Raw genomic sequence first — 20,947 nt, 5'->3', positions numbered from 1 at the left:
GCCCATGTCGTTTCTCAAGATCAGCAATCTCTACAAGAACTACGGCCAGGTGGAGATTCTCAAGGACATCAACATCGAGATCGACAAGGGCGGCTTCCTGGTGCTCGTCGGCCCGTCGGGCTGCGGCAAGTCGACGTTGCTCAACACCATCGCCGGGCTCGAGCCGATCACCTCGGGCGACATCGCCATCAACGGCAATTCGGTCGCCGGGCTGCATCCGTCGAAGCGCGACATCGCGATGGTGTTCCAGTCCTATGCGCTCTACCCGAACATGACGGTGGCCGGGAACATCGCGTTCGGCATGGAAATCCGCGGCGTGCCCAAGGACGAGCGCGAGAAGGCGATCAAGCAGGTGGCCGACATCCTGCAGATCGGGCACCTGCTCGACCGCAAGCCGAGCCAGCTCTCCGGCGGCCAGCGCCAGCGCGTCGCCATGGGCCGGGCGCTGGTGCGCAACCCGCAGGTGTTCCTGTTCGACGAGCCGCTGTCCAACCTCGATGCCAAGCTGCGCGTCGACATGCGCACCGAGATCAAGCGCCTGCACCAGCGCATGAAGACGACGATCGTCTACGTCACCCACGACCAGATCGAGGCTATGACGCTGGCGACCAAGATCGCCGTGCTCAAGGACGGCCTGCTGCAGCAGTTCGGCACGCCGGCCGAGATCTACAACAGCCCGGCCAACATGTTCGTCGCCGACTTCATGGGGTCGCCGGCGATGAACCTTCTGAGCGCGCGCCTCGAAGGCGGCGAGGGCGGGCTCAACGTCGTGCTCGACCGGCCGAGCGACAAGCCGCTGGCACTGCCGATCAAGATGGCCAATGGCGCGCTCGGCGCCTATTCGGGCAAGGAGATCATCTTCGGCGTGCGCCCGGAAGCGCTGACCGACCCTGACGGTGCCGACCGCAACGCCAAGTCGCTGGCCGAGGGCGAATGCCTGATCGAGGTGGTCGAGCCCGCCGGTTCCGACACGTTCGCCGTCACCAAGCTCGGTGGCAAGGAAGTGGTGGCGCGGCTGCGTGCCGATGCGGCGATTCATGCCGGCCAGAAGACCAGGCTCGCCTTCAACCTGGACAAGGCGGTGTTCTTCGACCCCAAGAGCCAGTTGCGCATCGCCTGACATGTCCCGACAGCCTGACATCGTCATCATCGGTTCGGGGGTCGGCGGGGCGACGGTGGCCGCCGGGCTCGCCGCGACCGGTGCCGAAATCCTGATCCTCGAAGCCGGCGGCCATATCGAGGACCGGCCGGAGAACCGCGACCAGCGCGCCATCTTCCAGCGCGGGCACTTTCGCCCCGACGAAACCTGGTACGAGGCCGACGGCACCGGCTTCAACCCCGGCAACTACTACAATGTCGGCGGCAACTCGAAGTTCTACGGCGCCGTGCTGACGCGCTACCGGCGCGAGGACTTTGACGAGATGCAGCATCTCGACGGTGTGTCGCCGGCATGGCCGATCGCCTATGAGGAACTGGAGCCGTGGTACGGGCTCGCCGAGACCCTGTACCAGGTGCGCGGCACGCTCGGCGAGGACCCGACCGAGCCGGTGCATTCGCAGCCCTATGGCCTGAAGCCGGTTGCCGACGAGCCGGCGATCTCGAAGGTGCGGGCGAGGCTGAAGGCCAAGGGCGTGCACCCGTTTTCGCTGCCGCTTGGCGTCGACATCGAGCGCTGGCTGGCCAAGGGCAAGACGCCGTGGGACGCGCATCCCAACAGCTTCGACGGCAAGATGGACGCCGAGACGACGGCACTGGCGGCGGCGCTGAAGTATCAGAATGTGAAGCTGCAGACCGGCTCGCGCGTGACGCGGCTGGAGGCGGGCCCGGACGGGCGCATAGCTGCCGTTCACTACATGCGCAACGGCGAGGCAGCTGTGTTGCGGCCGAAGCTGGTGATCCTGTCGGCGGGCGCGGTGCAGTCGGCCGTGCTTTTGCTGCGCTCGGCCAATGACAGCAACCCCAACGGGCTCGCCAATCGCTCCGACCAGGTCGGGCGCAACTTCATGAACCACAACTCGACGGCGGTGATCGCCATGAGCCCCTGGTTCCGCAACGACTCTGTCTACCAGAAGACTTTTGGCTTCAACGATTTCTACCTCTCCGACGGCGAGGGCGGGCCGCCGTTGGGCAACGTGCAACTGCTCGGGCGCATTTCGGGAACGATCCTGAAGGGCTCGATGCCTGCCGTTCCGGAATGGCTGCTCAACCGCGTGACCGCGCATTCGATCGACTTCTACGCCATGAGCGAGGACCTGCCATCGCCCGAAAGCCGCATCATGGTCGACGGGAACCGCATCGTGCTGAAATGGGTGCGCAGCAACTGGGAGGCGCATGAGCGGCTGGTGGCCAAGCTCAAGCAGGTGCTGCGCAGCGCCGGGTTTCCGGTGGTCGTCTCCCGCGCCTTCGACAAGCGCACGCCGTCGCACCAGTGCGGCACGGTCCGTATAGGAACCGACCCCAAGCAGGCGCCGCTCGACGTCTTCTGCCGCGCCTTCGACCACCAGAACCTGTTCGTCGTCGACGCCGGTTTCCTGCCGACCTCGGCGGCGGTCAATCCGGCGCTGACGATCGCCGCCCAGGCGCTGCGCGTCGCCGACCACATCGCGCGGAAGGACCTGGCGGCATGAGCGCGGAGGCGAAACCCGTGGCGCTGGTGACCGGCGCGCGCCGGGGCATCGGGCTTGCCGTGGCGAAGGCGTTGGCCGAAGCGGGCTTCGACCTCGCCATCACCGACCGCGAGGAAGACGAGGCCGCCGCCGAGGCGGTGTCGGGGCTGGCGAAGTATGGGGCAAAAGTGCTGTTCGTTGCCTCCGACCTCGCCGACATCACGGGGCACGCCGGTACGGTCGAAAGGATCGTCGAGCATTTCGGGCGTCTCGACTGCCTGGTCAACAATGCCGGCATCGCCTCGAAAGTCCGTGGCGACTTCCTCGACCTCACGCCCGAGAATTTCGATGCCATCATGGCGGTCAATCTGCGCGGCACGGTGTTCTTCACCCAGGCCGTGCTGCGCGCGATGCTGGCCATGTCGCAGCCGGGCCAGCGGCGTTCGATCATCAACATCACCTCGATCTCGGCCGAGATGACCTCGCCGGAGCGGCTCGACTACTGCATGTCGAAGGCCGGCCTCGCCGCGTTCACCCAAGGCCTGACGCTCCGGCTGGCGAGCTCCGGCATCGACGTGTTCGAGATCCGCCCCGGCATCATCCGCTCCGACATGACGGCCAAGGTCCAGGACAAATACGACCGGCTGATCGGCGACGGGCTGGTTCCGGCCGGGCGCTGGGGCGAGCCCGACGACATCGGCCGCATCGCGGCAGCCCTTGCCGGCGGCAGCTTCGGCTTTGCCACGGGCACCATCATCAAGGCTGACGGCGCATTGTCCGTCGCGCGTCTCTGAGAGTTTTCGGGATGACCTACGACTACATCATCACAGGTGCAGGCCCCGCCGGCTGCGTGCTGGCCAACCGGCTGAGCGAGAACGCGGACGTGCGCGTGCTGCTGCTCGAAGCGGGTGGCGGAGACTGGAACCCACTGTTCCACATGCCGGCGGGCTTTGCCAAGATGACCAAGGGCGTGGCCAGCTGGGGCTGGGAAACCGTGCCGCAAAAGCACATGAAGAACCGCGTGCTGCGCTACACCCAGGCCAAGGTGATCGGCGGCGGCTCCAGCATCAACGCCCAGCTCTACACGCGCGGCAACGCGGTGGATTACGATCTCTGGGCCCGGGAGGACGGCTGCACCGGCTGGGACTACCGCTCGGTGCTGCCCTATTTCAAGCGCTGCGAGGACAACCAGCGCTTTGCCGACGACTACCATTCCTATGGCGGGCCGCTGGGCGTGTCGATGCCGTCGGCGGCGTTGCCGATCTGCGATGCCTATATCCGCGCCGGGCAGGAGCTGGGCATCCCCTACAACCATGATTTCAACGGCCGCCAGCAGGCCGGCGTCGGCTTCTACCAGCTGACCCAGCGCAACAAGCGCCGTTCGTCCGCCTCGATGGCCTATCTTTCGCCGATCAAGGATCGCCGCAACCTGACCGTCCGCATGGGCGCGCGGGTCAATCGCATCGTGGTCGAAAAGGGTAGGGCCGTGGGTGTCGAGGTGGCGCGTGGCACCGGTACAGAGATCATTCGTGCCGAGCGCGAGGTGCTGGTGTCCTCGGGCGCCATCGGCTCGCCGAAGCTCCTGCTGCAGTCGGGCATCGGCCCGGCCGACCACCTGAAGAGCGTCGGCGTGCCTGTCGTGCACGACCTCAAGGGCGTCGGTGAGAACATGCAGGACCATCTCGACCTGTTCGTCATCTCCGAATGCACCGGCGACCACACCTACGACAACGTCGCCAAGCTGCACCGCACGCTGTGGGCCGGGCTGCAATATGTGCTGTTCCGCACCGGCCCGGTGACGTCGAGCCTCTTCGAGACGGGCGGATTCTGGTATGCCGATCCCGAAGCGCGTTCGCCCGACATCCAGTTCCATCTTGGCTTGGGCTCCGGCATCGAGGCCGGTGTCGCCCGGCTCAAGAATGCCGGGGTGACGCTGAATTCGGCCTATCTGCACCCGCGTTCGCGCGGCACGGTGCGGCTGGCTTCAAGCGATCCGGCCGCGGCCCCGCTGATCGACCCGAACTATTGGGCCGACCCGCACGACCGCAAGATGTCGATCGAGGGCCTGAGGGTCGCGCGCGAGATCATGCAGCAGGCAGCTCTCAAGCCGTTCGTGCTGGCCGAGCGGCTGCCCGGGCCGAATGTGGTGACGGAAGACCAACTGTTCGACTATGGCTGCGCCAACGCCAAGACCGACCATCATCCCGTCGGCACTTGCAAGATGGGCACCGACGGCATGGCCGTCGTCGACCTCGAGCTCAAGGTGCACGGCATCCAGGGTTTGCGCGTCTGCGACAGCTCGGTGATGCCGCGCGTGCCGTCCTGCAACACCAACGGGCCGACGATCATGGTCGGTGAAAAGGGCGCCGACATCATCCGCAACCGCGACCCGCTGCCGCCTGCGATCTTCGCCCACGAGCGCAACGATATCAGGCCAAGGGCGCGCGCCGAGGTGCGGTAAGGCGGTGCGGCTCCGGCATGCGCCGGGCGGTGCTTAGCTTGAAACGCGGGCGCTGTCTGGCAGGAGGGCTTGGGTTGCCTTGTCGCGCTCGACCAGACGCGACATCTGCGCCAGAAGCTCGTCCTGCTCGAAAAAGGCGATGCGGCCGCGGCCAAGGTCCTTGGCACGATAGAGGGCCTGGTCGGCGCGCTTGAGATAGGTCCGGATATCCTTGCGCTCGCCGTCCAGCAGCGTGATGCCGACGCTGGCGCCAATGACGATCTCGTGGCCGTCGATGTCGTAGGGCTCGCACAGCGCTTCGACCAGCCTGGTGCCAAGCGCTGCGGCGGCCTCTGGCTGGTTGGCGTCCATCTGAACGATCGAGAATTCGTCGCCGCCGATGCGGGCGACGCAATCGGCAGCGTCGGTGCAGTTTCGCAATCTGTCGGCGACCACGCACAGGAGGGCGTCGCCGACGGGGTGGCCAAGCGTATCGTTGACCTGCTTGAACCTGTCGAGGTCGAGGCAGAGCAGGGCGCCTTGCATCGTGCCGGCTGCCTGTTCCGCCGCGGCCTTGAGCCGCTGCCGGAACAGGGTGCGGTTGCCGAGCCCGGTCAGCCCGTCGTGATGGGCCATGTGGGCGATGCGGGCCTCGTCGCGCTTGCGCGCATCGATGTCCTCGATGACCCCGACCCATTCGCTGACATTGCCATCGTCGCCGATGACCGGAGAGCCCTGCGAGCGCACCCAAAGCCAGCGGTCATCCTGCACCTTCAGGCGGAACTCGACATCCAGCGGCATCGTCTCGGCCATGGCCTTGCCCCAGGCGGCCGACGTTACCGGCCTGTCCTCGGGATGGATGGCATCGACCCAGTCCTGACCCACGACCTCGCTTGCAGGCCTGCCGGTCAGTTGCTCCCAGCCGGTGGCCGAGCCGACCCCGTCTGCCATCGAGCGCCGCCAAAGCACGATGGCGCCGGCCTCGGCGATGACGCGGTAGCGATGCTTTTCGTTGCGCAGGGCCTTTTCGGCCCTTTCGAAGCTGAGCCTCAGGATCTCGAACTCGCGGATGGATGACGGCGGCACCGGATTGCCGGGTTGGGAGCCTTCGGCGATGGCATTGCTGTGCGCGACCAGCGCCTGCACCGGCTGGAGGATGCGGCGGCCGAGCCAGACGGCGATGGCCAGCGCCAGGCAGATCGCCACGGTTGCACCGAGCAGGAGTCCCATGATCGGGTCGCGCCAGCGCGCGGTGAAAACGCCGACAGGCTCGCCGACGACGACCACCCAGCCCGGGGTGCCCTGCAGCTTGTGATACGACAGCACGATCGGAAAACCTTCGATCGTCTTTGCCTCGAACAGCCCGGAATCGGTGCTCTTCGCCTGAACCTTCGGCCAGTCGGGAACGAGCTCGCCGACGTACTTCTCCGGATTTCGCGAGCGGGCGACGATGCGGCCGTTGCCGTCGGTCACGGCAACGAGGATGTCGGTCAGCGAGCGCTCCCCCCGTTGAAGCGTCTGCACGAGCTCGGTGGGGGAGGTCGAGAGGACGAATGCGGCACGGTCGCCGTTGGGGCCGGCGACGGGCAGGGCCAGCGACAGCACTGGCTTGTTTTCCTTGATGACGATGTTCGAGATGACGGGTGCCTGGCTCTGCAAGGCGGCCAGGGCAGCCCCCGCCACGGTCGGTGCGACTGCCGGCAGATAGTCCGCCCGTTCTTCCTCGACCAGCGCCACGTCCCCGCCAATGCCGATCCTGGCGGCCACGTCTGCAGGCATCGGCGACGAATCTGCGGGAGCATGCTCCCAGGACGAAGCCAGGGCCGCAAAGGTGGCGATGCGCCCCTGCAATTCGCCTTCGATGGCGCCGGCGAGTGTGCGGGCGGTGTCGTTCAGCCTGGCGACGGCCGTCTTCTTGTAGGCGTGTCCGGCGTGCCAGACCGCGAGACCGGAGATCGCGACGACGGGGAGGAGGCAGACCAGCGCCAGCGCAAAGAGATGGCCGTTCAGACCGCGTTGCCCGACCTGTCTTGCTTGCATGGCCAACTTGCACGTACTCCCGAGAATGCAACCCAGTTTGCGCCGCTACCAGAAGTGGCAATGGACCGAAAAAGCCTTCCAAATTGTCAACGTCTGCAGCCGTGGAAGCCGATGCATTGGCCGTCCTGCACAAAGAGTTGGGCCAGCCGGCACGGACGCCGACAGGGCCGGACGGAACGACAATTGCGTTTGTTTGGGCTATCGACATATTGACATAAAGATGTCTTTATGTGACCTGACGGCTTTGTCGCCGAAAGGACGTAAAATGTCGCAAAACGCTTCCCCCCTCGACGCTCTTTTCGGAGCCGTGTCCGTCAAGTCGGATGGGGCGGAGGTGATGGCTGCGCTCAAGGCGGCGGCACGCGAACGCATACTCGTCCTCGATGGCGCCATGGGCACCCAGATCCAGGGCTTGGGCTTCAATGAGGACCATTTCCGCGGCGACCGCTTCGGCGGTTGCGCCTGCCACCAGCAGGGCAACAACGACCTCTTGATCCTGACCCAGCCCAGGGCGATCGAGGAGATCCACTACAAATACGCCAAGGCCGGCGCCGACATCATCGAGACCAACACGTTTTCGTCGACCTCGATCGCCCAGGCCGACTACGGCATGGAAGACATGGTCTATGAGCTCAACCGCGACGGTGCGCGGCTGGTGCGCCGCGCGGCGATCCGGGCGCAGCAGGAGGACGGCAAGCGCCGCTTCGTCGCCGGCGCGCTCGGGCCGACCAACCGCACCGCCTCGATCTCGCCCGACGTCAACAATCCCGGCTACCGCGCCGTCAGCTTCGACGACCTGCGCATCGCCTATGGCGAGCAGTTGCGCGGCCTGATCGACGGCGGCTCGGACATCATCCTGATCGAGACCATCTTCGACACGCTGAACGCCAAGGCGGCGATCTTCGCCTGCGAGGAGATCTTCATCGAAAAAGGCGTGCGCCTGCCGGTGATGATCTCCGGCACCATCACCGACCTTTCCGGCCGAACGCTGTCCGGCCAGACGCCGACCGCGTTCTGGAACTCGGTGCGCCACGCCAACCCGTTCACCGTCGGCTTGAACTGCGCGCTCGGCGCCAATGCCATGCGGCCGCATCTGTCCGAATTGTCCGACGTCGCCGAGGCCTTCACCTGCGCCTATCCCAATGCCGGCCTGCCCAACGCCTTCGGCCAGTATGACGAGAGCCCGGAATTCATGGCCGCCCAGGTCGAGGAGTTCGCCAGGGAAGGCCTGATCAACGTCGCCGGCGGTTGCTGCGGCTCGACGCCGGAGCACATCCGGGCCATCGCCGAAGCGGTGGCCAAGCATCCGCCGCGCCAATTGCCGGAACTGAAGCCGCAGATGCGGCTGTCGGGCCTCGAGCCGTTCACGCTCACCGACGAGATTCCGTTCGTCAATGTCGGCGAGCGCACCAACGTCACCGGCTCGGCCAAGTTCCGCAAGCTGATCACGGCGGGCGACTATGCGGCGGCGCTCGAAGTCGCGCGCGACCAGGTCGCCAACGGCGCCCAGATCATCGACATCAACATGGACGAGGGCCTGATCGATTCGAAGAAGGCGATGGTCGAGTATCTCAACCTGATCGCCGCCGAACCCGACATCGCGCGCGTGCCGGTCATGATCGACAGCTCCAAGTGGGACGTCATCGAGGCCGGGCTGAAGTGCGTGCAGGGCAAGGCGATTGTCAATTCCATTTCGATGAAGGAAGGCGAGGAAGCCTTCCTGCATCACGCACGCCTGTGCCGCGCCTATGGTGCCGCCGTGGTCGTCATGGCCTTCGACGAGCAGGGCCAGGCCGACACCAAGGCGCGCAAGGTCGAGATCTGCACCCGCGCCTACAAGCTGCTGACCGAGCAGGCCGGATTCGCGCCCGAGGACATCATCTTCGATCCCAACATCTTCGCGGTGGCCACCGGCATCGAGGAGCACGACAATTACGGCGTCGACTTCATCGAGGCGACGCGGGAGATCACTCGCACCCTGCCGCACGTCCACGTGTCGGGCGGCGTGTCCAACCTGTCTTTCTCGTTCCGCGGCAACGAACCCGTGCGCGAGGCGATGCATGCCGTGTTCCTGTACCACTGCATCCAGGCAGGCATGGACATGGGCATCGTCAATGCCGGCCAGTTGGCGGTCTATGAATCGATCGATCCGGAACTGCGCGAAGCCTGCGAGGACGTCGTTCTCAACCGGCTGCCCAAGGCCGGCGGCACGGCGACGGAACGCCTTCTCGAACTGGCCGAGCGCTACAAGGGCACGGCTGGCAAGGAAGCCAAGGAGCGCGACCTCGCCTGGCGCGACTGGGCGGTCGAGCAGCGCATCAGCCACGCGCTGGTCAACGGCATCACCGAGTTCATCGACGCCGACACCGAAGAGGCCAGGCTGAAGGCGGAGCGTCCGCTGCATGTCATCGAAGGACCGCTGATGGCCGGCATGAACGTCGTCGGCGACCTGTTCGGCGCCGGCAAGATGTTCCTGCCCCAGGTGGTGAAGTCGGCCCGCGTCATGAAGCAGGCGGTGGCCGGGCTGCTGCCGCACATGGAGGCAGAAAAGGCCGCCAACGCCGCCAAGGGCATCGACACCGGCGAGCGCCGGAGCGCCGGCAAGATCTTGATGGCGACGGTCAAGGGCGACGTCCATGACATCGGCAAGAACATCGTCGGCGTGGTCCTTGCCTGCAACAACTACGAGATCATTGATCTCGGCGTCATGGTGCCGGCAACCAAGATCCTGCAGGTCGCGAAGGACGAGAAGGTCGACATCATCGGCCTGTCCGGCCTGATCACGCCGTCGCTCGACGAGATGGCGCATGTCGCCGCCGAGATGGAGCGCGAGGGCTTCGACATTCCGCTGCTGATCGGCGGCGCCACCACCAGCCGCGTCCACACGGCGGTGAAGATCCATCCGCGCTACGAGCGCGGCCAGGCAGTCTATGTCACCGATGCCAGCCGCGCGGTCGGGGTGGTCTCCAACCTGCTTTCGCCGGAGGCCAGGGGCGGCTACGTCGAAACCGTGCAGGCGGAGTACAAGAAGGTCGCCGACGCCCATGCCCGCTCGGAGGCCGACAAGCAGCGGCTGCCGCTGGCAAAGGCCCGCGCCAATGCGCACAAGGTCGACTGGACCGGCTACGCGCCGCCGAAGCCGAGCTTCCTCGGAACCAAGGTGTTCGAGAGCTGGGATCTCGCCGAGCTCGCCCGCTACATCGACTGGACGCCTTTCTTCCAGACCTGGGAGCTCAAGGGCCGCTACCCGAAGATCCTCGAAGACGAGCATCAGGGCCCGGCGGCGCGCCAGCTGTTCGAAGACGCCCAGGCGATGTTGAAGAAGATCATCGACGAGAAGTGGTTCGCGCCAAGGGCGGTGATCGGCTTCTGGCCGGCCAATGTCGTCGGCGACGACATCAGGCTGTTCACGGATGACAGCCGCAAGCAGGAACTTGCGAGCTTCTTCACCCTGCGCCAGCAGCTGACCAAGCGCGACGGCAGGCCGAATGTCGCGCTGTCCGACTTCGTCGCGCCTCTCGACAGCGGCAAGGCCGACTATGTCGGCGGCTTCGTGGTGACCGCGGGCATCGAGGAAGTGGCGATTGCCGAGCGCTTCGAACGCGCCAACGACGACTACTCCTCGATCCTGGTCAAGGCGCTGGCCGACCGCTTCGCCGAGGCCTTTGCCGAGCGCATGCACGAGCGCGTGCGCAAGGAGTTCTGGGGCTATGCCACAGACGAAAACCTGTCGGGCGACGAGCTGATCGGCGAGGCCTATCACGGCATCCGCCCGGCGCCGGGCTACCCGGCGCAGCCGGACCACACCGAGAAGACGACGCTGTTCAGGCTGCTCGATGCCGAAAGCAACGCCGGCGTGGCGCTGACCGAAAGCATGGCGATGTGGCCGGGCTCGTCGGTGTCGGGCCTCTATCTCGCGCACCCCGAGAGCTACTATTTCGGCGTCGCCAAGGTCGAGCGCGACCAGGTCGAGGACTATGCCAGGCGCAAGGGCATGTCGCTCCAGGAGGCCGAGCGCTGGCTCGCGCCGATCCTCAACTACGTGCCGGCGGCCTTCGCCGAGGCTGCCGAATAGCCGCTTGACTTGGCGGCGCGCGCCTATAGCTTGCCGCACGGTTATGGTTCTCCCGCCTCCGGGCGGGAGCTAAGAGGGAATTCGGTCAAAGCCGAAGCTGCCCCGCAACTGTGAGCGGTCGGGACATGTTTTTCGGAAAGCGGTGTCCGCTTTCGGAAAGTTTATGCCCCAATGGTGAATAGCCACATTGCCCACCACGTCACTGGCATGGATGCCGGGAAGACGGGCGATGAAGCAACGACCCGCGAGCCAGGAGACCTGCCTGACCAAGTGAGGTTCCGTGGGCGGGGTGTACCACTGGAGCGCGGTTGAAACGGTTGCCATCCCGGCGCCGGCTTCTGCCTGCGTTGCCGCAATCCCGCCACGGCTGGTCAGGGATTGCAGGTGTCGAACACAACCGAAAACAATGCTGCGCCGCAAAGGCACATGCTGCTGGTCGCCAAATCGGCTTTTGCCGCCGCGCCCTACAGGCAGATGCAACAGCTTGCCGATCTGGTAGCCGCGCTGCCGGGCGTCGCCGGTGCCAGTTTTGGCTTCACCGAGCAAGGCACGCCGTCGCTGCGCGAGGCGCTTGGTTCATTGCGCGCGGCCGGCGCCTCCGATGTGCTCATTTTGCCGCTGATGCTGCCCATCGAGCCGAGCTTCACCGCCTGGCTCACCAAGTCGCTACGCCGTTGGCAGGCCGAGGACGGTGTGGCGTGGCCCCAGGTCAGGATCGCCCAGGGCCTTGCCGACAGTCCGCTTCTCGCCGCCCTCATGGCCGGGCTCGTCGAAGGCGCGCAGGCTGCCGCTCCCGTTCCGCCCGCCGAAAGGCTGGTGCCGGAAGGTTCGCTGGTCCCGGCGCAGAAGCGCCGCGTGCTGGTCTGCCAGGGCGGGCCGTGCAACGCCGCCGGCGCCGATCTCATCTGGGGCCATCTGCGCAACCATCAGGACCGCCAGAAGCTGCGCACGACCGGCGACGGCACCATGAGCTGCAAGTCGACCTGCCTCGGCCCGTGCAACCTGGCCCCTGTCATCCAGGTCTATCCCGAAGGCACTTATTACGGCGGCGTCACGGAGGCGGCCATCGATCGCATCGTTGCCGAGCACCTGCTCGGTGGCCGCGTCGTCGAGGCGTTCGCCTACGAGCCTACCGGCCGCAAGCAGACGCTGCGCGCGGTAGCTCCCGCCGAATCGGCCAAAACCTAGCGGGACGGGCGTTCAGGCCAGTTCATGCCCGGCACGGCCCAGGCCGTGCCGGGCCTGCCGCGTCTCACGCGGAAGCTCTCCGAACTCATGGCGGTATTCGGCGGCGAAGCGGCCGAAATGGGTGAAGCCCCATTTCAGCGCGACATCGGTGACGGTGGCTTCGGTTGCCACCAGGTCGAAGCGGGCGCGGCGCATGCGCTCGCGCGTCAGCGCGCGCAGCGGCGAGATGCCGAAGGCGTTCCTGTAGGCGAGTTGCAGCGTCCGGGGCGCCACGCCGGCGGCCCCGGCGATCTCGTGCAGCCCGATCGGCAGGGCGGCATGGGCGCGGATGAACTCCTCGGCGCGCTTGAGATGGCGGGGGGCGGCTCCCTGCCTCTGGTCGTCGAAGAACAGGCTCATGTTGCTGGGCTGGCTGCGCAGGAACAGTTCCAGCAGATGCTGTTCGTAGAGCACGTTCTGGATGCCTGAACCGGCCGAGGCTGGCCTCATCTCCGCGGCGTGGAACAGCGAGTTGGCCAGGCGGCGCCATGCCTGCATCTCGGGCCGCGAAAAATCGACGAGCGGATCGAAGATCAGCGCTCCCGGTATGTCGCGGTCGAGCAGGCGCATGGCGAAGGCATGCAGCGGCGCCTTGCGCACCTGGATGAGCAGTTGGGCGCAGCCCTGCCACCACTTCATCCTCGTCGCCAGGTCGGCGTTGAGCACGGAGGCGATGCTGCGGTCGGTGAGGAATTCTTGGCTGCCGTTGCGGACGGTCGCCGTGCCCGAAACCGGCATCTGGATCAGATAGAAGTCGCCAAGTTCGCCCGGGTCGATCAGCACGTCGGCGCCGTAGCTGATGTAGTTCAGCGAGATCATCTCGCCGGGGGCATGATTGTGCGTGACGCGAAACGGTTTTCGATCACCGATGATGTCCAGTCGGTGATTGCAGAACTTCTGGGCGACCCGCTCCCTGGCGCAGTCGAGATCGTTCGACTGAAACAAGACATGATCGGAAAGCGGGACCCTTCGAACGGACGCCTCTTCCATCAGCATGCGGCCAGACTAGCACCGATCTTGCGGCTGCCAATGAAAATGAAGGGCAATGCATCCGCGCTGCCGCATTTTTGCGTTTTGTGGATAGTCGCCGCGCATTCCGGCTAGTGTCTCTGCGATCTCTGCAGCACTCTTTGGGGTGGAACAAATGAAAGGGCCGCCCTGGGCAGGTCCTTCGAACAGAGGGAACATGAAATGAGCAAGGAACTCGCCAAGGGCATCACGCGCAAGGGCGACGGCTATGCCGGCAAGACCTGGAACATCCTTGGACAGGTCTATTTTCCCAAGGCGGTGTGCGATTCCACCTTCGCCTTCGAGACCAACAGCGAGCCGGGCCAGTTCGTGCCCGTGCACATTCACCCGACCCAGGAAGAGTTCATCCTGGTGCAGGAAGGCGAACTTGACCTGAAGCTCGACGGCGAATGGGTCAAGGCCAAGGCAGGCGACCTTGTGCGCATGCCGCGCGGCATCCCGCACGGCTATTTCAACAAGTCCGACAAGCCGACCAAGGCCCTGTTCTGGGTGTCGCCGGCGGGCATGCTGGAAGAGCTGTTCAACAAGCTCGACAACCTCGCCGACCCGGCCGAGGTGGTGAAGGTCTCGGCCCAGCACGAGGTCAACTTCCTGCCGCCGGAAGCCAACGACTAAGCCACCGGATCACACGCCGCCGCTCGTTCAGGCGTACGCGACATCTGTCGCGTGCGCGGGCGAGCCCGCGTCCTGACGACAAGGAAAAGCAAATGGTCGAGAAGAAGAAAGTCTGCGTCGTCGGCGCGGGCGTGAGCGGGCTCGCGGCTGCGCATGCCTTCAGGCAACGTGGCCACGAGGTCCACATCGTCGAGCGCGGCGGCGACCTGGGCGGGGTCTGGGAGCCGTCGCGCTCCTATCCCGAGGTTCAGACGCAAAGCCCCAAGGATCTCTATCGCTACACCTCGATGCCGATGCCGGACGACTATCCGGAATGGCCCAAGGGCACGCAGGTCCACGCCTATCTCAGGACCTATGCCGAGCGGAACGGGCTGGTGCCGCTCATCCGCTACGGCACCAAGGTGGTTTCGATGCAGCGGCGGCAAGGAGCCAGGGGCTGGAGCGTCGAGCTTGCCGCAGGCGGAAACGTGGCGAGCGAGGATTTCGACTTCGTCGCGGTCTGCACCGGCAATTTCAGCGAAAAACGCGAACTCGTGCATCCGGGCCAGGATGATTTCACCGCAGCCGGCGGCCAGGTGCTCCACTCCTCGGAATACACCGATTCCGCCACCGTGAAGGGCAAGCGCGTCGTCGTGCTCGGCTTTTCGAAGTCCGCCACCGACATCGCCGTCAATGCGGTCCATTCCGGGGCCAGCGGCGTCACCATCGTCTATCTCGAGCCGGTCTGGCGCATCCCGTATTTCATCGGCGGCCTGATCAACTTCAAGCGCATCCTTTATGTCCGTGCCCAGGAGGTGATGTTCCCGAACTGGGACCAGCCGCTGCTGGCGCGGCTCGCGCACAGCGTCGCCAAGCCGTTCGTCTGGGCCAACTGGCGGGCGCTCGAAAGCCTGCTCTCGCTGCAGCTCAAATTGAAGAAGACCGGGCTCAGGCCGACCAAGCCGATCGAATCGACGATCAACTGCTCGGTCCCGATCGTCACGCCGGGCTTCTTCGACATGGTGGCGGACGGGCGAATCAAGGCGATCCAGGGCACGATCGCGAGCTACGAGCCGGGTACGGTGATTCTGTCGGGCGGCGAGCGCGTGGCGGCCGACATGGCGCTCCTTGCGGTGGGCTGGAAATCCGGCGTGCCGTTCCTGCCGGAAGAGTACCGGCGCAAGCTGGTCGAGCCCGACGGGCAGTACAGGCTCTACCGGGTCATCGCCAATCCCGATCTGCCCGACATGGGTTTCGTCGGCTTCAACTCGTCATTCTGCACGGTGCTGAGCGCCGAGCTCGCCGGCAACTGGCTGGTGCGCTACGCCGACGGCATGCTGGGGCGCCAGCCGACGCGCCAGGAAATGAACGACAACATCGACGTGATGCTGCACTGGAAGCGCAACGAACGCCCCGCTGCCGGCGTCTATGGCGGCCTCTGCGTCGCGCCCTATCATTTCAAGCATTTCGACGAACTTCTGGCCGACATCGGCGCCAGGAAGCGGCGACGCAACGCACTGGCAGAAAACTTTACCCCGCCAAACGCCGACGCCTATGCAGGCTACCTGGCAAGCGCGCCGGACTATCGGGCGGCATAGGACTGAAGCGTCGGGCAACAGGCGAGCGCCAGCCGGCGCTTGCCGGATCGCGGCCATGCGGACATCGGCGTTAGCCTGTGCCGCTTTATCTCACGATATCAAGGAGTTTGGATGGTGGGCGTGACAGGGATTGAACCTGTGACCCCTGCAATGTCAATGCAGTGCTCTCCCGCTGAGCTACACGCCCATCCGATGGGGGCGGATACACCATTTTTGATCCGGCGCGTCAATAGCGTGTTTGGCGGAAAAATGCGCCGGATCATCAATTCCCCTGGCGACGCAAGGGAAACGCCTCAGGCGGCGTGCAGCATCTTCTCGACCTCGTTGACGAGATCGCGCAGATGGAAGGGTTTCGACAGCACCTTGGCGTCGCGCGGTGCCTTCGAATCAGGGTTGAGCGCCACCGCGGCAAAGCCGGTGATGAACATCACCTTGAGATCGGGATCGATCTCGGTGGCGCGGCGCGCCAGCTCGATGCCGTCCATCTCCGGCATGACGATGTCGGTCAGGAGCAGCGAAAAGGGTTCCTCGCGCAGCCGCTCGTAAGCGCTCGCGCCATTGTCGAAGTCGCTCACCTGGTAACCGGCGCGTTCCAGCGCCTTGACCAGGAAGCGGCGCATATCGTCGTCGTCTTCTGCCAGAAGAATGCGTGCCATCAGTTTCCCGTCCGAAATTAGCGGTCGAAGCCGCCCCCCAGCAGGGGCTCCGTTAACCATCTTGTATATGAGTTCGGGACGGTAAACATCAAGTGAATGCCGAACCGGCATGGTGACGCAAAGGCACGATCGGGGCGGCTTTTCCACATTTCGAAATGCTGGACACCAGCGGCCGCAGGTGGCACCTTCGAGCGATGAGTGAGTGCATGTCGCAGGTCCGTCAGCAAAGATGACGCCAGCCGAAGATTTCTCGGTGCTGCCGCCGTTCGAGGTCCGGACGAGCGCAGAGCAGCGCGTGCCGTTCGTGTTCAATTCGCCGCATAGCGGGCGGTGCTATCCCGAACGCTTCCTGGCCATGACGCGGCTCGATTCGACCTCCATCCGCCGCTCCGAGGATTGCTACGTCGACGAGCTGTTCGGCGCTGCCGTAGCCCTCGGCGCGCCGATGCTGACGGCGCATTTTCCGCGCGCCTATCTCGACGTCAACCGCGAGCCGTGGGAACTCGACCCCAGGATGTTCGCGGAGCCGGTGCCGCCCTTCACCAATGTCCGCTCGGCCCGTGTCGCCGGCGGGCTCGGCACCGTGCCGAAGCTGGTGGGCGAGGGGCTCGACATCTATCCGGGCCGGTTGCCGCTGTCGGAGGCGGTCGGCCGCATCGAATGCGTCTACAAACCCTACCACGAGACGCTGAAGCGGCTGGTCACGCGCACCCATGCGCGCTTCGGTTATGCGGTGCTGGTCGACTGCCATTCGATGCCGGCCTCGGTCCGCATCGGCGACAGCGGCATGCGGCCGGACTTCATCGTCGGCGACCGTTTCGGCACATCGGCCGCGTCGGAGCTTTCCGAACGCGCCATCGGGCTGCTGGCGGCGATGGGTTATACCGTGGCGCACAATAAACCCTATGCCGGGGGCTTCATCACCGAGCACTATGGCCGGCCGGCGCGCAAGCTTCATGCGCTGCAGATCGAGATCAATCGCGGCCTCTACATGGATGAGCGCACGTTTAAGAAATCGGCGGGATTTTATGCGCTGGCAGACGATCTGGCGCGGTTTTCCGCCGATCTGATGGCGGTTCCGGATCATCATTTCCTCGACCTGCCGCTGGCCGCGGAGTAGCGCTGCAGGCCGAGCAGGTTAAAAAAAGACCGCTCCGGAGAGCGGTCGAAGTCTAGGGAGGAAACGCCCAAGGAGGGCATGGACAGGAAACCCTGTCCGAAGTCGAGATTATTGTGCGCTGCACAAAAGTCAAGTCGCCTTGGGATTCTTTAAATCAGGTTGATGTGGTTATTGCCGACGAGGGCCGCGGCGTGTCATCCACGCAACAGTCAGGAATGGGGTGAATGATGGTCGACGCCGAATTCATGCGACGGATCGCACGGGCTGCCGCAGCCGAAACACTGCCGCGCTTCCGCCGCCAGGGGGCGGTGGCCAACAAGCTCGCCGGCGGGTTCGACCCCGTCACCGAGGCCGACCAGGAGGCCGAGCGCGCCATCCGCGCGCTGATCAACGCCGAATTCCCCGATCATGGCATCCTCGGCGAGGAGCATGGCAGCGAAAACACCTCCAACAGCCATGTCTGGGTGATCGATCCGATCGACGGCACGCGCGCCTTCATCTCCGGCCTGCCGGTCTGGGGCACGCTGGTCGGGCTGACCGTCGATGGCGACGCGGTGGCCGGGCTGATGTCGCAGCCCTTCACCGGCGAGCTGTTCTACGCCGACGGCGATGGCTCGCATTACGAGGGGCCGGGCGGACCGCGCACGCTTTCGGTGCGCAAGACGACCAGCCTGGCGGACGCGACGATGTTCACCACGACGCCGGCCTTGTTCAAGGGCGAGATGCGCAAGCGCTACGACGATCTGGAGAGCAAGGTGCAGCTCGCCCGCTACGGCACCGACTGCTACGCCTTCGCCATGGTGGCGGCGGGGCAGGTCGACATCGTCGTCGATCCCGGCCTCAAGCCCTACGACATCGTCGCGCTGATTCCGATCATCGAGCAGGCCGGCGGCATCGTCACCACGTTCGACGGCGGCCCGGCGGAGAATGGCGGCGACGTCATCGCGGCGGCGACGCCGGAGCTGCACAGGGCTGCGATGGCCGCTCTCGCGGGATAGCTCCTTACGCGTCGGCCGTTGCCGGCGTTCCCGGCACGAAGGCGGAGAAGGCGGCGAGCAGTTGCTCGCGGTAGATATCCGCTTCCTGCAGAATTTCGTGGCGGGCGCCATCGATGGTCAGCAGCGAAGCCACGCGGCACTGGCTGGCGAACTGCTCGACGTCGCGCGACGACACCACCTCGTCGGCACCGGCGTTGACGATCAGCATAGGCACCTTGAGCGCTGCCATGAATTGCGGATCGCGCACGGTCTGGGACGCCTGTGCCGCGGCGCGCAGCCAGGCAATGGTCGGCCCCCCGACCGACAGTTCTGGATAGGTCTCGTAGAGCAGGATGTTGCGGCGATAGCGGCGCTCGTCGCTGGTCAGCTTGTTGACGGCGAAGGGCGTGCCTTCGCGCGGGCGCGGCCCCCATGCGGCGTAGAGCCGGCCGAGCCCCAGCCAGCAGGCGAGGGTACCCAGGCGTCGGATCGATGTCATCGACAGCGGTACGCCGATGACCGAGAGGAACGGCGCCACCAGCACCATGCGCTGGACCCGGTTGCTCATCGAAGGCGCGGCCAGCAGCGCGATCAGCGCCCCGCTCGAATGGGCGAGCAGGAAGAAGGGACCGCGGCAGTCGGGCAGCACGATCTGCTCGAAGAACGCCTCGAGGTCGCGGACATAATGGTCGAAGCTCCTGACGTAGCCGCGATGGCCGTCGCGCAACAGCCGCTCGGACCCGCCCTGGCCGCGCCAGTCGAAGGTGGCCACGGCGTGGCCGCGCACGGTCAGGTCGCGAATGGTCTCGAAGTACTTCTCGATGCATTCGTTGCGGCCGTTGAGCAGGATCACCGTGCCCTTGAAGGGATGGGATGTCGCAGGAAACAGCGCATAGCGCAGGCGCTTGCCGTCATGGGCGACAAAGTCGCCGGAGGTGGCCCTTTCGGGAACCGGATTGCCGGGGATTTCGTGGAACAGGTCCGTCATCAGGCGCTTCGGAACTCGCTGCCGCAGGATCAGGCGATAGGAGGGTGATAGAAAGGCGGGCCGGGAAAATCAAAGGAATTCCGCCGCGGCGGAATCGAATGAGGCCGGAGGCAGCTTGCGGGATGCCTCCGGCCTCTGTCGCTCCGGGAGGAAGGGACGTTACAACCCGGCTCGGCCTCGTCGGCGGCATTCTGTGGTGCCGCCTGTTCTTGAACTTGGATGCACTCTAGTCGGGGCGACCTGAACGGATGCCGAAGGCCCGGTTCATCTTCGGTTCATCGAAGATCATTGCGAAAAGCCGTTGGGACAATGTCTTGAAATGGCTTCGGCAGGCACCCAAATGTCTTCTGCGGCGCCCAATATCGGGGCCGCTGATCACCGCCGGGGCGCCAGAACGGGCTTCGGCACAGGTCATGCGCAAAACCTTGTTGCTCACTGGAGAACACCCATGCGTCACGTTGATTTTTCCTCGCTCCACCGCTCGACGGTCGGCTTTGACCGGCTCTTCAACATGCTCGACGGCCTCGGCCAGCCCGAAGTCGGCACGAGCTATCCGCCCTACAACATCGAGCGCACCGGCGAGGACGCCTACCGCATCAGCATGGCGGTTGCCGGCTTCTCGGAAACCGAGATTTCGATCGAGGCCCATCGCAATGTGCTGACGGTCAAGGGCGAGCGCGGCAATGAAGGCACCGGCGAAGGTTCGGAGCTGCTTTATCGCGGCATCGCCTCGCGCGCCTTCGAGCGACGCTTCCAGCTCGCCGACCATGTCGAGGTCGTCGGCGCGACGCTCAAGAACGGCCTGTTGCACATCGATCTCAAGCGCAACATTCCCGAAGAGCACAAGCCTCGCAAGATCGAGATCTCCGCTGCGCCGGCCAAGGCGAAGCAGATCGAGGCCAATACCGTCAACTAAGACAGCTCCTCCCAAGGAGAAAAGGCGGCGCCCCCGGGTGCCGCCTTTTTCATGCGCGGCGAGACACCGTCTGCCCCTGAGGGCGCCAGTTTCCGGCTTTCAGCGCTTTATGTCGGGGATCAGGTCGGCGAGCGTGATGTTGCCGTATCGCGACGTCACCCTTGTCTCGGCATCGTCGAAAATCTCGCCGAGCGTGGCATTGACCGACCGTTCGACCGGGCAGTCGGGGTGATCCACCGCCAGGCCCACCGCAAAAAGAGAGGGGCTGCCCAGCGCGTTGTGGACGTCGAGGACGGTGATGTCCGCGAGATCGCGCGCCAGCTTCCAGCCACCATGCGGACCCCTGACGGCTTCGACGTAGCCCTGTTCCCGCAGGCCGGCCATCATCCGCCGCACCACGACGGGGTTGGTGCCGAGCATCTGCGCGATGGTTTCCGACGTGGCCCTGCCGTCGTGCAGGTCGATGTGGATCAGCATGTGCAGCATGCGGGACAGGCGGCTGTCTTGTGTCATTGGCGGATCCGGACCGAACGCTCACGAAAAATCATAACAGTATGGGTTACATTCTCTGCTTCCCTGATATAATGTAACTTCATGAGTTACCTTCTGCAAGCCAAGGACATGAACAGGCGAACCTTCGCCCGTCATGCCGTTGCGCTGGCAGCTGTGACCTTGTTCACA

General features: G+C 65.2%; 17 protein-coding genes, 1 tRNA gene and 1 riboswitch. Of the genes, 11 read left to right on the top strand and 7 right to left on the bottom strand.

Features of this window, described 5'->3' with window-relative positions; all coding sequences use genetic code 11:
* The first annotated feature begins 4 nt into the window (after positions 1-4).
* Genes GGR00_RS14890 through GGR00_RS14875 form a run of 4 tightly spaced genes read left to right on the top strand, consistent with a single transcriptional unit; the run spans position 5 to position 5,067 of the window.
* Positions 5-1,120 (top strand): ABC transporter ATP-binding protein, encoded by a 1,116-nt coding sequence (locus GGR00_RS14890; protein ID WP_055979756.1) that lies wholly within the window; start codon positions 5-7, stop codon positions 1,118-1,120.
* Position 1,121: 1 nt separating this feature from the next.
* Positions 1,122-2,627 carry a GMC oxidoreductase gene (locus GGR00_RS14885; protein ID WP_184699839.1) on the top strand — a complete coding sequence of 502 codons (1,506 nt, stop codon included), beginning with the start codon at positions 1,122-1,124 and terminating at the stop codon, positions 2,625-2,627.
* On the top strand, positions 2,624-3,400 hold the full coding sequence (locus tag GGR00_RS14880; protein WP_184699838.1) for a 3-ketoacyl-ACP reductase: 777 nt from the start codon (positions 2,624-2,626) through the stop codon (positions 3,398-3,400). The genes GGR00_RS14885 and GGR00_RS14880 overlap by 4 nt, the downstream gene beginning before the upstream one ends.
* An 11-nt stretch (positions 3,401-3,411) precedes the next feature.
* On the top strand, positions 3,412-5,067 hold the full coding sequence (locus GGR00_RS14875) for a GMC family oxidoreductase (RefSeq protein ID WP_184699837.1): 1,656 nt from the start codon (positions 3,412-3,414) through the stop codon (positions 5,065-5,067).
* A gap of 33 nt (positions 5,068-5,100) precedes the next feature.
* Here GGR00_RS14875 and GGR00_RS14870 read toward each other — a convergent pair whose 3' ends face one another.
* A complete protein-coding gene (locus GGR00_RS14870; RefSeq protein ID WP_184699836.1) occupies positions 5,101-7,086 on the bottom strand; it encodes a diguanylate cyclase domain-containing protein in 1,986 nt (661 codons plus the stop codon).
* 265 nt (positions 7,087-7,351) lie between these two features.
* Here GGR00_RS14870 and metH point away from each other — a divergent pair, with 265 nt between their 5' ends.
* Both metH and GGR00_RS14860 read left to right on the top strand, forming a co-directional pair.
* Positions 7,352-11,161, top strand: a complete 3,810-nt coding sequence (metH, locus tag GGR00_RS14865) for a methionine synthase (protein ID WP_184699835.1) — start codon at positions 7,352-7,354, stop codon at positions 11,159-11,161.
* 26 nt (positions 11,162-11,187) lie between these two features.
* Positions 11,188-11,441: riboswitch (cobalamin riboswitch) on the top strand.
* 104 nt (positions 11,442-11,545) lie between these two features.
* Positions 11,546-12,349, top strand: a complete 804-nt coding sequence (locus tag GGR00_RS14860; RefSeq protein ID WP_343065560.1) for a (2Fe-2S) ferredoxin domain-containing protein — start codon at positions 11,546-11,548, stop codon at positions 12,347-12,349.
* A 12-nt stretch (positions 12,350-12,361) separates the two neighbouring features.
* Here the strand turns inward: GGR00_RS14860 and GGR00_RS14855 are convergent, their stop codons facing one another.
* A complete protein-coding gene (locus GGR00_RS14855) occupies positions 12,362-13,333 on the bottom strand; it encodes an AraC family transcriptional regulator (protein WP_246441389.1) in 972 nt (323 codons plus the stop codon).
* Positions 13,334-13,579: 246 nt separating this feature from the next.
* Here GGR00_RS14855 and GGR00_RS14850 point away from each other — a divergent pair, with 246 nt between their 5' ends.
* Both GGR00_RS14850 and GGR00_RS14845 read left to right on the top strand, forming a co-directional pair.
* A complete protein-coding gene (locus tag GGR00_RS14850; RefSeq protein ID WP_055979729.1) occupies positions 13,580-14,032 on the top strand; it encodes a cupin domain-containing protein in 453 nt (150 codons plus the stop codon).
* A gap of 44 nt (positions 14,033-14,076) precedes the next feature.
* Positions 14,077-15,609, top strand: coding sequence for a flavin-containing monooxygenase (locus tag GGR00_RS14845; protein ID WP_377865030.1), 1,533 nt, complete (start codon positions 14,077-14,079; stop codon positions 15,607-15,609).
* 112 nt (positions 15,610-15,721) lie between these two features.
* On the opposite strand, the gene GGR00_RS14840 is transcribed toward GGR00_RS14845, so the two are convergent.
* Both GGR00_RS14840 and cpdR read right to left on the bottom strand, forming a co-directional pair.
* Positions 15,722-15,796 (bottom strand) — tRNA-Val (locus tag GGR00_RS14840).
* A gap of 106 nt (positions 15,797-15,902) precedes the next feature.
* Positions 15,903-16,265 (bottom strand): cell cycle two-component system response regulator CpdR, encoded by a 363-nt coding sequence (gene cpdR, locus GGR00_RS14835; RefSeq protein ID WP_018429348.1) that lies wholly within the window; start codon positions 16,263-16,265, stop codon positions 15,903-15,905.
* 229 nt (positions 16,266-16,494) lie between these two features.
* On the opposite strand from cpdR, the gene GGR00_RS14830 reads away from it, so the two are divergent.
* Together GGR00_RS14830 and hisN are read left to right on the top strand one after the other, a co-directional pair.
* Positions 16,495-17,385: an N-formylglutamate amidohydrolase gene (locus tag GGR00_RS14830; protein ID WP_184699832.1), complete on the top strand. Its 891-nt coding sequence runs from the start codon at positions 16,495-16,497 to the stop codon at positions 17,383-17,385.
* Between the two features lie 224 nt (positions 17,386-17,609).
* Positions 17,610-18,383, top strand: coding sequence for a histidinol-phosphatase (hisN, locus tag GGR00_RS14825; protein WP_055979703.1), 774 nt, complete (start codon positions 17,610-17,612; stop codon positions 18,381-18,383).
* Positions 18,384-18,387: 4 nt separating this feature from the next.
* Here the strand turns inward: hisN and GGR00_RS14820 are convergent, their stop codons facing one another.
* On the bottom strand, positions 18,388-19,350 hold the full coding sequence (locus tag GGR00_RS14820) for an alpha/beta fold hydrolase (RefSeq protein ID WP_184699831.1): 963 nt from the start codon (positions 19,348-19,350) through the stop codon (positions 18,388-18,390).
* 226 nt (positions 19,351-19,576) lie between these two features.
* Entirely contained in the window at positions 19,577-19,786 is a 210-nt protein-coding gene (locus GGR00_RS14815; protein WP_184699830.1) for a hypothetical protein, read from the bottom strand.
* A gap of 12 nt (positions 19,787-19,798) precedes the next feature.
* Between GGR00_RS14815 and GGR00_RS14810 the strand changes: the two genes are divergently transcribed.
* On the top strand, positions 19,799-20,266 hold the full coding sequence (locus GGR00_RS14810; RefSeq protein WP_055979697.1) for an Hsp20 family protein: 468 nt from the start codon (positions 19,799-19,801) through the stop codon (positions 20,264-20,266).
* Positions 20,267-20,365: 99 nt separating this feature from the next.
* Here the strand turns inward: GGR00_RS14810 and GGR00_RS14805 are convergent, their stop codons facing one another.
* On the bottom strand, positions 20,366-20,779 hold the full coding sequence (locus tag GGR00_RS14805) for an Rrf2 family transcriptional regulator (protein WP_055979693.1): 414 nt from the start codon (positions 20,777-20,779) through the stop codon (positions 20,366-20,368).
* Positions 20,780-20,947 lie beyond the last annotated feature (168 nt).

Origin of the sequence: Aminobacter aganoensis (assembly GCF_014206975.1) — a bacterium.
Lineage (GTDB): Bacteria > Pseudomonadota > Alphaproteobacteria > Rhizobiales > Rhizobiaceae > Aminobacter > Aminobacter aganoensis.
This window is presented reverse-complemented; position numbering and strand designations above follow the sequence as displayed.

Coding starts and splice junctions, on each gene's coding strand:
- GGR00_RS14890 (WP_055979756.1), top strand. CDS start 5: ATGTCGTTTCTCAAGATCAGCAATCTCTACAAGAACTACGGCCAGGTG.
- GGR00_RS14885 (WP_184699839.1), top strand. CDS start 1,122: ATGTCCCGACAGCCTGACATCGTCATCATCGGTTCGGGGGTCGGCGGG.
- GGR00_RS14880 (WP_184699838.1), top strand. CDS start 2,624: ATGAGCGCGGAGGCGAAACCCGTGGCGCTGGTGACCGGCGCGCGCCGG.
- GGR00_RS14875 (WP_184699837.1), top strand. CDS start 3,412: ATGACCTACGACTACATCATCACAGGTGCAGGCCCCGCCGGCTGCGTG.
- GGR00_RS14870 (WP_184699836.1), bottom strand. CDS start 7,086: ATGCAAGCAAGACAGGTCGGGCAACGCGGTCTGAACGGCCATCTCTTT.
- metH (WP_184699835.1), top strand. CDS start 7,352: ATGTCGCAAAACGCTTCCCCCCTCGACGCTCTTTTCGGAGCCGTGTCC.
- GGR00_RS14850 (WP_055979729.1), top strand. CDS start 13,580: ATGAGCAAGGAACTCGCCAAGGGCATCACGCGCAAGGGCGACGGCTAT.
- cpdR (WP_018429348.1), bottom strand. CDS start 16,265: ATGGCACGCATTCTTCTGGCAGAAGACGACGACGATATGCGCCGCTTC.
- GGR00_RS14830 (WP_184699832.1), top strand. CDS start 16,495: ATGACGCCAGCCGAAGATTTCTCGGTGCTGCCGCCGTTCGAGGTCCGG.
- hisN (WP_055979703.1), top strand. CDS start 17,610: ATGATGGTCGACGCCGAATTCATGCGACGGATCGCACGGGCTGCCGCA.
- GGR00_RS14820 (WP_184699831.1), bottom strand. CDS start 19,350: ATGACGGACCTGTTCCACGAAATCCCCGGCAATCCGGTTCCCGAAAGG.
- GGR00_RS14810 (WP_055979697.1), top strand. CDS start 19,799: ATGCGTCACGTTGATTTTTCCTCGCTCCACCGCTCGACGGTCGGCTTT.
- GGR00_RS14805 (WP_055979693.1), bottom strand. CDS start 20,779: ATGACACAAGACAGCCGCCTGTCCCGCATGCTGCACATGCTGATCCAC.